Origin of the sequence: Paracoccus litorisediminis (genome assembly GCF_009711205.1) — a bacterium.
Classification (GTDB): domain Bacteria; phylum Pseudomonadota; class Alphaproteobacteria; order Rhodobacterales; family Rhodobacteraceae; genus Paracoccus; species Paracoccus litorisediminis.
The window spans coordinates 846,348-858,220 of the sequence record NZ_WMIG01000001.1; the positions used below are offsets into that span (position 1 = coordinate 846,348).

Annotated in this window: 11 protein-coding genes; 8 read left to right on the forward strand and 3 right to left on the reverse strand. The window is 65.5% G+C overall.

Annotation, left to right across the window (positions count from 1 at the left end):
- Positions 1–93 precede the first annotated feature (93 nt).
- The 5 genes from GL300_RS04295 (at position 94) to GL300_RS04315 (ending at position 5,595) form a co-directional block, all read left to right on the forward strand.
- Complete coding sequence (locus tag GL300_RS04295) at positions 94–1,080, forward strand: BMP family lipoprotein (RefSeq protein WP_155038310.1); 987 nt, start codon at positions 94–96, stop codon at positions 1,078–1,080.
- Complete coding sequence (locus tag GL300_RS04300; protein WP_155038311.1) at positions 1,080–2,684, forward strand: ABC transporter ATP-binding protein; 1,605 nt, start codon at positions 1,080–1,082, stop codon at positions 2,682–2,684. The genes GL300_RS04295 and GL300_RS04300 overlap by 1 nt, the downstream gene beginning before the upstream one ends.
- Positions 2,685–2,754: 70 nt before the next feature.
- Complete coding sequence (locus tag GL300_RS04305) at positions 2,755–3,849, forward strand: ABC transporter permease (RefSeq protein WP_155038312.1); 1,095 nt, start codon at positions 2,755–2,757, stop codon at positions 3,847–3,849.
- On the forward strand, positions 3,849–4,814 hold the full coding sequence (locus GL300_RS04310; protein WP_155038313.1) for an ABC transporter permease: 966 nt from the start codon (positions 3,849–3,851) through the stop codon (positions 4,812–4,814). Before GL300_RS04305 ends, GL300_RS04310 begins: the two co-directional genes overlap by 1 nt.
- Positions 4,798–5,595, forward strand: coding sequence for a purine-nucleoside phosphorylase (locus GL300_RS04315; RefSeq protein ID WP_155038314.1), 798 nt, complete (start codon positions 4,798–4,800; stop codon positions 5,593–5,595). Before GL300_RS04310 ends, GL300_RS04315 begins: the two co-directional genes overlap by 17 nt.
- On the opposite strand, the gene mnmH is transcribed toward GL300_RS04315, so the two are convergent.
- Positions 5,572–6,624, reverse strand: a complete 1,053-nt coding sequence (gene mnmH / locus GL300_RS04320) for a tRNA 2-selenouridine(34) synthase MnmH (protein ID WP_155038315.1) — start codon at positions 6,622–6,624, stop codon at positions 5,572–5,574. The genes GL300_RS04315 and mnmH overlap by 24 nt on opposite strands.
- On the reverse strand, positions 6,625–7,209 hold the full coding sequence (locus GL300_RS04325; RefSeq protein ID WP_155038316.1) for a L,D-transpeptidase: 585 nt from the start codon (positions 7,207–7,209) through the stop codon (positions 6,625–6,627).
- A gap of 394 nt (positions 7,210–7,603) precedes the next feature.
- On the opposite strand from GL300_RS04325, the gene GL300_RS04330 reads away from it, so the two are divergent.
- Both GL300_RS04330 and GL300_RS04335 read left to right on the forward strand, forming a co-directional pair.
- Positions 7,604–10,042, forward strand: coding sequence for a heavy metal translocating P-type ATPase (locus GL300_RS04330; RefSeq protein ID WP_155038317.1), 2,439 nt, complete (start codon positions 7,604–7,606; stop codon positions 10,040–10,042).
- On the forward strand, positions 10,039–10,713 hold the full coding sequence (locus tag GL300_RS04335; protein WP_343042890.1) for an arylesterase: 675 nt from the start codon (positions 10,039–10,041) through the stop codon (positions 10,711–10,713). Before GL300_RS04330 ends, GL300_RS04335 begins: the two co-directional genes overlap by 4 nt.
- 82 nt (positions 10,714–10,795) lie before the next feature.
- Here GL300_RS04335 and rpmB read toward each other — a convergent pair whose 3' ends face one another.
- Positions 10,796–11,071, reverse strand: a complete 276-nt coding sequence (gene rpmB / locus GL300_RS04340) for a 50S ribosomal protein L28 (RefSeq protein ID WP_155038318.1) — start codon at positions 11,069–11,071, stop codon at positions 10,796–10,798.
- 346 nt (positions 11,072–11,417) lie between these two features.
- Here rpmB and GL300_RS04345 point away from each other — a divergent pair, with 346 nt between their 5' ends.
- Complete coding sequence (locus tag GL300_RS04345) at positions 11,418–11,828, forward strand: thioredoxin domain-containing protein (RefSeq protein WP_246195070.1); 411 nt, start codon at positions 11,418–11,420, stop codon at positions 11,826–11,828.
- Positions 11,829–11,873 lie beyond the last annotated feature (45 nt).

Here is an 11,873-nt window from a genome sequence, read left to right on the forward strand (position 1 = left end):
CCACGTCAGATGCCTGTTGACGCATGGCGGCCCATGCGCGCTAATCCATCCATAACCGGGCAGGAACGCCCGCAAAAAGCTTGAGGTTCTGGAATGTCCCTGATGAAGTCGCTGCTGGCCGGTGCCAGCCTGTCCCTTCTGCCGCTGGTCGCCATGGCCGATCCGGCGCTGATCTTCGACCTGGGCGGCAAGTTCGACAAGTCCTTCAACGAGGCCGCCTTCAACGGCGCCGAGAAGTGGAAGGCCGAAACCGGCGGCAGCTACAAGGAACTGGAAATGCAGTCCGAGGCGCAGCGCGAACAGGCGCTTCGCCGTCTGGCTGAAACCGGCGCCAACCCGATCGTGATGACCGGCTTTGCCTTTGGTGAGGTGCTCAATCAGATCGCGCCCGACTATCCGGACACCAAATTTGTCATCATCGACATGGTGGTCGAGCAGCCGAACGTGCAATCGGTCGTCTTCACCGAGGAGCAGGGCTCGTATCTGGCCGGCGTGATGGCGGCAAAAGCCTCGAAATCGGGCACGGTCGGCTTCATCGGCGGCATGGACATTCCGCTGATCCACAAGTTCGAATGCGGCTATGCCCAAGGCTTCAAGGCCGCCAATCCCGAAGGCAAGGTCATCATCAACTATACCGGCACGACCCCTGCCGCGTGGAACGATCCGGTGAAGGGGGGCGAGCTGGTCAAGGCCCAGATCTCGCAAGGGGCTGACGTGATCTATGCGGCAGCGGGCGGCACCGGGATCGGCGTGCTGCAGGCGGCGGCCGATGCCAATATCCTGTCGATCGGCGTCGACAGCAACCAGAACCACCTGCATCCGGGCAAGATCCTGACCTCGATGGTCAAGGGCGTCGACAATTCCGTCTATGATGCCTTCAAGGCCGGGACCGAAGTGCAGCCGGGGATCAAGGTCATGGATCTGGCCTCGGGCGGGGTGTCGGTCGCGCTGGACGACAACAACAAGCCGCTGATAACCGAGGACATGACCGCAGCCGTCGATGCCGCCACCAAGGGCATCACCGGCGGCGAGATCAAGGTTCATGATTACATGACCGACAACACCTGCCCGGTGCAGTAATGACGGCGCGGCCCGAAGCCGTGAACGGGGCCCCCGCGATCGAATTGCGGGGGATCTCGAAGGCCTTCGGGCCGGTGCAGGCGAACAAGAACATCGACCTGATCGTGCCTCGCGGCACGATCCACGGCATCATCGGTGAGAACGGGGCCGGGAAATCGACGCTGATGTCGATCCTCTACGGCTTCTATCGCCCCGATGCTGGCGAAATCCTGATCGGCGGCGGGCCGATCACCATCCATGACAGCCAGACCGCGATCCGCGCTGGTATCGGCATGGTCTTTCAGCATTTCAAGCTGGTCCAGAACTTCACCGTGCTGGAAAACGTCATCCTTGGCGCCGAGGACGGCCGCCTGCTGCGCCCGTCCTTGGCGCGAGCGCGGGGCGAGCTGAAACGTCTGGCCTCCGAATACGAATTGCAGGTCGATCCCGACGCGATGATCGAGGATCTGTCGGTCGGCCATCAGCAGCGGGTCGAAATCCTCAAGGCGCTTTACCGTCAGGCCGATATCCTGATCCTTGACGAGCCGACCGGCGTGCTGACGCCCGCCGAGGCCGATCACCTGTTCCGCATCCTGCGCGGGCTGCGCGATGAGGGCAAAACCATCATCCTGATCACGCACAAGCTGCGCGAGATCATGGAGATCACCGACAATGTCAGCGTCATGCGGCGCGGCGAGATGGTGGCCTCGGTCAAGACCTCGGAAACCAGCCCAAGCCAACTGGCTGAGCTGATGGTCGGGCGCAAGGTCCTGCTGCGGGTCGAAAAGGCCCCGGCCACGCCCGGCGCGCCGGTGCTGGAGGTGCGCGGCTTGCGCATGGTCGATGCCGCGGGTGTCGAACGGCTGCGCGGCATCGATCTGGACATCCGCGCGGGCGAGGTTCTGGGCATCGCGGGCGTCGCCGGGAACGGGCAAAGCCAGCTTCTGGAAATTCTTGGCGGCTACCCCGAAAAGGGTGCAAGGCTGGAAGGCGAGATACGGCTGAAGGGTGCGGCGCTGCCGCTGACCGGATCGGATGCGCGGGCGCGGCGCGAAGCTGGCGTGGGTCACGTTCCCGAGGATCGCCAGGTCGAGGGGCTGATCATGGATTTCAGCGCCTGGGAAAATGTGGCCTTCGGCTATCACGATGCGCCCGAATTCCAGAATGGCTGGCTGATGAATCAGGCCGCGATCCGCGCCGATGCGAGCGCCAAGATCGAGCGTTTCGACGTGCGCCCCCCGAACCCTGAGCTTGCGGCCAAGAATTTCTCGGGCGGGAACCAGCAAAAGATCGTCGTCGCCCGCGAGGTCGAGCGCAATCCCGACCTGCTGCTGATCGGCCAGCCGACGCGCGGCGTCGATATCGGTGCGATCGAGTTCATCCACAAGCGCATCATCGCGCTTCGTGATGCGGGCAAGGCGGTGCTGCTGGTCTCGGTCGAGCTGGACGAGATATTGGCGCTGTCGGATCGGATCGCCGTCATGTTCGACGGCCGCATCATGGGCGAGCGCCTGCCCGATCAGGCGACCACCGCTGATCTGGGCTGCCTGATGGCCGGGGTCGAGCCGGGCACACCGCCCGAGCAGGCGATCCCGCCCGCGATGGGCCCTGCGGGGGTCGCGTGATGAGGCGCTGCTGGCCTCCGGCGGGGGTATTTGGAAAACGGCGAAAGACCAGTGTCACGAGGGAATGCTGATGGAGCGAATGCCAAAATGGGCGGATGTGATCCTGACGCCGCTGATCTCTCTGGTCTTGGCCTTTGCGATTTCGGCGCTGGTGATCCTGGCGATCGGGGAAAGCCCCACCGAGGCGCTGAAGGTGATGGTCGAGGGCGCGTTGGGCTCCAGCTATGGCTGGGGATTCACGCTGTATTACGCGACGAACTTCATCTTTACCGGTCTGGCCGTCACCGTCGCCTATCACGCCGGGCTGTTCAATATCGGCGGTGAGGGGCAGGCCGCGATGGGTGGTCTGGGCGTCGCGCTGGTGCTGCTGGCCGTGCCATGGCCGCATTGGGCACTGGCCCTGCCTGCGGCGATGGTCGGGGCGGCGGTCTTTGGCGCGCTTTGGGCGCTGATCCCGGCATGGCTGCAGGCGAAACGCGGCAGCCATATCGTCATCACCACGATCATGTTCAATTTCATCGCCGCGGCGCTATTGAACTATGTGCTGGTCAACCTGCTGCGCCCGGTGGGCAGCATGGACCCGGCCTCGGCCCGCTTCCCCGAGGCAGCGCATCTGCCGAAACTGACGGATATGGCGCTGGCATTCGGCATGCAGTGGGGCAAGAATACCCCGGCCAATGTCACCTTCTTTGTCGCTGTCATCGCCTGCCTGCTGGTCTGGCTGCTGATCTGGCGCTCGCGACTGGGCTATGAGATCCGCGCCTTTGGCAAATCCGAACGCGGGGCGGTCTATGCCGGGATCTCGCCCGTGCGGATCACCGTCATCGCCATGCTGATTTCCGGTGCGCTGGCCGGGCTGATGGCGATCAACAACGTCATGGGCGAGGCCGAGCGGCTGGTGCTGAACGCGGTCGAGGGCGCGGGCTTCATCGGCATCGCGGTGGCGTTGATGGGCCGCAACCACCCCTTTGGCGTGCTGCTGGCGGCCTTGCTGTTCGGGTTCCTCTATCAGGGCGGCGGTGAGCTGGCGCTGTGGACCTCGGTCCCGCGCGAGTTGATCGTGGTCATCCAGGCGCTGGTGATCCTGTTCACCGGGGCCTTGGACAACATGGTGCGGATGCCGCTTGAGCGGATTTTCATGGCGCTGCGCAAGGGGAGAGCGTGATGGATTTCCCGACAATCCTGCAGATCCTTGATTCCGCGGTCCGGCTGATGACGCCCCTGCTGCTGGCCTGTCTGGCCGGACTATATTCGGAACGCGCCGGGGTCTTCGACATCGGGCTTGAGGGCAAGATGCTGATGGCGGCCTTTGCCGCGGCGGCGGTCGCCTATGCCACGAACAGCGCATGGCTGGGGTTATGCGCGGGGATCATGGGGGCGCTGGCCATGTCGGCGATCCACGGGCTGGCCGCGATCACCTTCCGCGGCAATCAGCTGATTTCCGGCGTGGCGATCAACTTTCTGGCCTCGGGGCTGACAGTGCTGCTGGGGCAGAAGATCTTCGGCCTTGCCGGGCGGACGCCTGCGCTGGCGGGTCCGGCACGGTTTTCGGAAATCACCCTGCCCTTTGCCGAGGCTTTGCGCCCGGTTCCGGTCATTGGCCCAATCTATGCCGAGCTGATTTCCGGCCATACGATCCTGGTCTATGTCGCCTTTGCCATGGTGCCGCTGACCTGGTGGGTACTTTACCGCACGCGCTTTGGGCTGCGGTTGCGGGCAGTGGGTGAGAATCCGGCCTCGGTCGATACCGCCGGGGTTTCCGTCACGCGTCTGCGCTACGGCGCCGTGGCGATCTGCGGCGTGCTGTGCGGCATCGCCGGGGCTTATCTGGCGACCGGGATTTCCGCCGGATTTGTCAAGGAAATGACGGCTGGCCGTGGCTTCATCGCGCTGGCCGCGCTGATCTTTGCCAAATGGCGGCCATGGGCGGCGTTGGGGGCGACCTTCCTGTTCGGTCTGCTTGAGGCCTTGGCGAACCGCTTCCCGAACCTCGATCTGGGGATCATCACCGTGCCCTCGATGTTCATGAGCGCGCTGCCCTATATCCTGACGGTCATCATTCTGGCTGGCTTCGTCGGCCGTGCCATTCCGCCCCGCGCCGGAGGAGAGCCCTATGTCAAAGAGCGCTGAGCTTGCCGCGCTGATCCGCGACCGTGCGGGGGCTGAGGCACCGGAATATGGGCTGATCCTTGGCTCGGGTCTGGGGCATCTGGCGGCGACGGTTGATGGCGTTGCGATCCCCTATTCCGACCTGCCCGGCTTTCCCCATGCCGGAGTCTCGGGGCATGTGCCGCAACTGGTGATCGGACAGCTTGAGGGGCGGCGGGTCGCCGTCTTTGGCGGGCGGGCGCATTACTATGAATCGGGGCGCGCCGATGTCATGCGCCTGCCGCTGGAAGTGTTGAAGGCGCTGGGATGTCAGCGGCTGATCCTGACCAACGCCGCCGGATCGCTGCGCGCGGACCTGCCGCCCGGATCGCTGATGCTGCTGTCGGACCATATCGCCTTCGCCGGAACCAATCCGCTGATCGGCGAAGCCTCCGAGGCGCGCTTCGTGCCGATGACCGATTCCCATGACGTCGAAATCCGCGCCGGACTGAAGGCTGCGGCCGAGGCCGAAGGGGTCGATCTGCCCGAAGGGGTCTATTGCTGGTTCTCGGGGCCGTCGTTTGAAACCCCGGCTGAGATCCGGGCGGCGAAAGTGCTGGGCGCGGATGCGGTCGGCATGTCCACCGTGCCGGAGATCATCCTTGGCCGCTTCCTTGGGCTGCGCTGCGCCGCGGTTTCGGTCGTGACCAATATGGGCGCCGGCCTGTCGGACGAATCGATCAGCCATGAGCATACCAAGGCCATGGCGCCCTTGGGTGCGGCCAAGCTGGAAAAGGTGCTACGCCGGTTTCTGCGCGGCTAGGGCGGCCTCAACCGCCGAGGTCGCGGCCTCAAGATCGCTCAGGCTGTCCAAAGCCACCACCGCGCCGCGTCCGTCATCATGCCTGGCGCGGTGTTTTTCATAGCGCGGGTCGTAATGGTCGCGCATCAGGCCCGCCGAAAGTCCGATCCAATCGGCGTTGTCGATCATGCGCAACCAGCCATCAATGCGGTCCCCGGGATGCAGCGGGCGCAAGCTGTCGACGATCCGGATCAGCCGTCGCGGATCGGCACAGGCATCGGCATAGCTTTGCGCGGTATAGGCGGCGCGGGCCTGCACGGGAATCGTCAGCCGGATGCGCGGCGCAGCAATGATCGCCTGCCAGATGCCGCGCGGCAGGTTCACCTCACCGATGCGAGAGCTTTCGGCCTCGACCAGCAGCGGGCGGGTCGGGTCCAGCCCTTCAAGCGACATGGCGAGGCGTGATTCGAACAGTTTCTGGCTGGGCTGGTCGCCGGGCATCGCCCCGAACAGGCTGCCGCGATGGTTGGCAAGCCCCTCAAGGTCGATGACCTGATGGCCGCGTTTTGCCAGCCTCAGCAGAATCTCGGTCTTGGCGCTGCCGGTATTGCCGTCAAGGACGATGACCGGAGGGGCGACCGGGGCCTCGACCCGTGCAACCACCAAAGCGCGCCATGCCTTGTAGCCGCCCTCGATCCGACCCACACGCCAGCCGATCTGCGACAGGATCGTGGCGAATGCTCCGGAGCGCTGCCCGCCCCGCCAGCAATAGACCAAGGGTTTCCAGCCGCCACCAAAGCCCGAAAGCGGCCCGGCGATATGGCGTGCGGCATTGGCCGCGACCAGCGCGCCGCCGATCTTGCGGGCGTCAAAGGGGGAAACCTGCTTGTAGATCGTGCCGACCTGCGCGCGTTCATCATCCGACAGGACAGGCAGGTTGATCGCGCCGGGCAGGTGATCCTCAAGGAATTCCGAGGGGGCGCGTGTGTCGATGATGGTGTCGAACCCGGCCAGCTCCGGATCCGACAGGGATTTCAGACGGATGTCCAATCAGTAGACGTAGACGGGCGTGCCGGTCGGCACCTGTTCGAACAGGTCCATCACCGCCTCGTTGCGCATGCGGATACAGCCGTTCGACACCGCGCGGCCGATCGAGTTCGGCTCGGTCGTGCCGTGGATGCGGATCGAGGTGTCATTGCCCTTGGCGTCATACAGATACAGCGCACGCGCCCCCAGCGGGTTGGTCGGGCCGCCGGGCATGCCATCGGCCCATTTGCCGTATTGCTCGGGCTTGCGCTTGATCATCGCGGGCGTGGGCGTCCAGCTGGGCCATTCGGTCTTGCGGCCAACGGTGGCGCGGCCCTTCCAGACCAGCTCGTCCTTGCCGACGGCGACACCGTAGCGGACCGCGCGGCCCGGCGCGACGACGTGATACAGGAAGAAGTCCTTGGACACGACGACGATGCTGCCCACTTCGAAATCCGAACGGATCGCGACCTCGGTCGGGGCATAGGGGTCACGCTTGGCGACGGGTTTGGCTGCCGGCGCGGCCGGCAAGTTCTTGTTCTGGGCCAGCGCCAGCGAAGGCGCGGCGACCAGAGGCAGCGATAGCATCAGCATCTGACGGCGGTTCATCATCCATTCCTGACTTCAAGCAAGGTTTGGGTTTCCGGTAACGATTCGCTGAGCGGGGATCAACTCAAAGCGCCGTGACACGCTTGAAAGCCTGCGGAATCGTGCCTAGCTTGCATCGTGAAGGAGCCCCGCCATGTGCTGTGCGACCATGCCCGCCCCCAAGCCGCCGCGCCGCGCGACCACGCGTGCCGCGTATCTGTGCCGGGCCAGCGGGCTACGCGGTTGCCGCTGTCACGTGACCGCGCGGCTGCGCCTGTCACATACACGATTGCAACCGCCACGCCTGCTGCGCGTGCCGGTGGCGGAAATGCCGCAGCGCGCGCCGCGACGACCACAGGCCCCGCCTCTTTCTGCCTGAACAGCGATTTTCGCCCTTCAGACAGGATCGGGAAAGATGACACAACATTCGAATATCGACCAAGGTGACGCGCAACTGGCCGTCACCGGGATGAGCTGCGCCTCATGCGTGGGGCGCGTCGAAAAGGCGCTGCAAGCAGTGCCGGGGGTCAGCGCGCCGCGCTTGAACCTTGCGACCGGTCAGGCGCATTTCCATGCCGCCACGCCACAGGCGCTGGCCGAGGCGGTGACCGCGCTGGACAAGGCGGGCTATCCCGCCGCCCCCCTTGAAACCCGGCTGGGGATCGAGGGGATGACCTGCGCCTCATGCGTGGGGCGTGTCGAAAAGGCGCTGGCGGCGGTGCCGGGTGTCAGCTCGGCCAGCGTGAACCTTGCCACTGGCAGCGCGCATGTGACCCATTCGCCCGCGACGCCCGCCGGATTGCTGGCCCAGACCGTGACCGCCAAGGGCTATCCGACCCATGTCGTCGCGGACCATTCCGCGCATCACATGCATGACCACGGAGGCGATGCCGCGACCCTGCGGCGCAACTTCCTGATCGCGCTGGCTTTGACCCTGCCGGTATTTCTGGCAGAAATGGGCGGCCACGCCCTGCCCGGCCTGCATCACTGGCTGCATGGGACGATCGGGCAGACCCGGCTGTGGCTGATCGAATTTGTCCTGACCACGGCGGCATTGGCCGGGCCGGGGCGGATGTTCTTTCGCATCGGCATCCCCGCTTTGCTGCGCGGCGCACCCGAGATGAACAGCCTTGTCGCGCTGGGTGCGGGGGCGGCGTGGCTGTATTCGACCGTCGCGACTTTCCTGCCCGACCTGCTGCCGGAAAATGCCCGCCATGTCTATTTCGAGGCGGCGGCGGTCATCGTCACGCTGATTCTGATGGGCCGCTGGCTTGAGGCCCGCGCCAAGGGGCAGGCCGGGGCGGCGATCCGGCGGCTGGTCGAACTCAGCCCCGACTCCGCCCTTGTCGAGCGGAACGGCAATGCGGTGGAACTGCCCATCGACCAGTTGAAACCCGGCGACATCGTGCATCTGCGCCCCGGCGAGCGTGTCGCCGTCGATGGCATCCTGACCGCAGGCAGCGGCGCAATCGACGAATCGATGCTGACCGGGGAACCGGTCCCGGTGGTCAAATCGCCGGGCGATGCCGTGACTGGCGGGACCGTCAACGGCAATGTCGCCCTGACCTATCGCGTCACCGCGACCGGTGCCGATACCGTCCTGTCGCGGATCATCCGCCTTGTCGAGGAGGCGCAGGCGACCAAGCTGCCGGTGCAGGCGGTGGTGGACCGGGTGACGGCTATCTTTGTCCCGGTGGTGATCGCATTGGCGGTGCTGGCCTTTGCCGGCTGGTTGATCGCAACCGGTTCGCTGGGTGATGCGCTGGTGGCGGCGATTTCGGTTCTGATCATCGCCTGTCCCTGTGCCATGGGGCTGGCGGTGCCGGTTTCGATCATGGTCGGGACCGGACGCGGCGCGGAACTGGGGCTGCTGTTCCGGCGCGGCGACGCCTTGCAGCATCTGGCCGAGGCCGAGGTGGTGGGTTTCGACAAGACCGGCACCCTGACGCAGGGCCGACCCGCCCTGACTGATCTGGCGACGAACGGGCTGGAACGGGCCGAGGTGCTGCGGCTGGCGGCCTCGGCCGAGGCGCGGTCCGAGCATCCCTTGGCCGCGGCCATCGTTGCCGCCGCGCAGGCCGAAGGAATCGCCTTGTCGGAAGCGCAGGGTGTCAGCGCCTCGGTCGGACGCGGGCTGACAGCCCATGTCGAGGGACGCGCACTGCTGATCGGCAATGCCGATGCCTTGGCCGAGGGCGGGGTCAGTGCCGACGCGGACCTGCTGGAACGCGGCCAAGGCTGGGCCAAGGATGGCGCGACCCCGGTGCATCTGGCGATCGACGGACAGCATGTCGCGGTGATGGCGCTGGCCGACCCAATCCGCCCCGACGCACAAGAGGCCGTTGCCGAACTGCGCCGGATGGGCCTGCGGACGGTGATGCTCTCGGGTGATGTGCAGGCCACCGCCGAGGCGGTCGGAGCAAAGCTGGGCATCGGTCAGGTCATCGCGGGCGTCCTGCCCGAGGGCAAGCTGCGCGCGATCCGCGAGATGGGCAAGGACACGGTCTTTGTCGGTGACGGCATCAACGACGCCCCTGCCCTTGCCGCCGCCCGCACCGGCATCGCCATCGGAACCGGCACCGATGTTGCCATCGAATCGGCCGAGGTCGTACTGGCCAGCGGCGATCCCTTGGGCGTTTCGCGCGCCATCCGCCTGTCGCGGGCGGTGATGCGCAATATCAGGCAGAATCTTTTCTGGGCGTTTGCTTATAATGTAGCTCTGATTCCCGTGGCCATGGGGGTGCTGGTTCCGTTTGGCGGACCGCAGCTGTCCCCCATGCTGGGGGCCGGGGCCATGGCGCTATCCTCGGTCTTCGTGGTGACCAATGCGCTGAGGCTCCGAGGGTTCAAGTGACGATTCGTTCAATTGCTCTGGTGATCGGCCTGTGTCTGCCTCTGGCGGCATGGGCCGATCCGGTTCGGCTGCTCGCCTTTGGCGACAGCCTGACGGCGGGCTACGGCCTGCCTGCCGAAGACGGCCTTGTGCCCCAGCTGCAAGGCTGGTTGCGCGGGCGCGGGCACGATGTGGAAGTGCTGAATGCGGGTGTCTCGGGTGAGACCACTGCAGATGGCGTGGGTCGGATCAAGCAGGATCTGGAGAAACACGCCCCCGACGCGGTGATCGTCGAGCTGGGCGGCAATGACCTGCTGCGCGGCACGGCCCCCGGCAAGGCCGCCCGCAATCTGGATTTCATCATGAAACAGGCGGGGGACGGTGACCGGCCTCTGCTGCTGGTGGGAATCGCCTTGCCGGATTCGGACAATCCGCAGGGCCGGACCTGGGCCGCGATCTGGCCAAGGCTGGCGCGCGTGCATGATGCGCTGCTGCTGGAAAACCTGTATGCGCCGTTCTTTGCCCTGCCCAAGCCCGAGATGCTGACCATGCTGCAGCCCGACAAGCTGCATCCCTCGGCTGCCGGGGTGAAGGCGATCGTTCTGGAACTGGGCCCAAAGGTCGAGGACCTGATCGAGCAGGTCGAGGCGCAGAACGCGGTACAGGTTCCGCAAAGCGCATCCCTGAATTGACTTAACCCCGCCGTTTCGGGCGGGGTTCGTCACTGTCATTCCCGCCGATCGCGAATCGATCGACCGGCAGGCGCAGCGTGAATCAGGCTTTGCCCAGCTCGCGCTTGATTTTCAGCGCGCGGTCCGAGAGCTCTTCGTCGCGGGCTTTGGCGAGGAAGGCGTCAAGGCCACCACGGTGATCGACCGAACGCAGAGCGTGGGCCGAAATGCGCAGCTGGTAGCTGCGGCCGAGTTTGTCCGAGATCAGCGAGACCTCGTTCAGGTTCGGCAGAAAGCGGCGACGGGTCTTGTTGTTGGCGTGGGACACGTTGTTGCCGCTCATCGGGCCCTTGCCGGTCAGTTCGCAAACGCGCGACATGATCTTATTCCTTCGATTCGATCCTGCACGGGCGGCTGCCCGCAATATGAAAGGGCGCCGCGTGGCAGCGCCCGGAAATCTGTCTGGGGGAAATACGGGGTCGTGGGGGGCGCGTCAAGTCTTTTTGCCGGGGTTTTGCGGCGCAGGCGGGATCGAAATGCAGCATTTGCCCGAGGATTTTGACGCGGGCCCCCGCATCGCATGGCCGTGACAGCTGGGGCAAGGGGATTCCACCGGGGAATCGATTCGACCTTGGCGCTGTTCAGCGGGGGCTGACTGCCCCCGCACCCCCGTGGATATTTTCACAAGAAAGAAACCGCAGGGGCCGCAGGCTTGTCGCGGGAAGATGCTGGAGCTAGGTGTCGAGGTCATGGATTGGAAAGCCCATCATCCGACACGTCGCGCGCTGCTGGGGCTGGCCCTGGCCGGAGGCTGGACCGCCCTCGCGCAGGCTGGGAGCGGGTTGGGGCTGCTGATGATCCGGCGCAAGGGCTGCGTCTGGTGCGCCCGCTGGGACCGTGAGATCGGACCGGTCTATGGCCAGCATGCCGAGGGGCGGCAGGCCCCGCTGGTGATGGTTGATGTCGATGGCCCCTATCCCGACGGGCTGGCCCTAGCGCGGATGCCCTGGCTGACGCCCAGCTTCATCCTTGTTCAGAACGGCGCCGAAATCGCCCGTTATGAGGGCTACCCCGGCGCCGATCGGTTCTTTCCGGTCCTGCGCGGCATGATCGGGCAGGCACGCGGTTCGGCCTGAAGGCTTTCGCCCTGCGCGGGCTTGCGTTATCTGGGGCACCGTAAC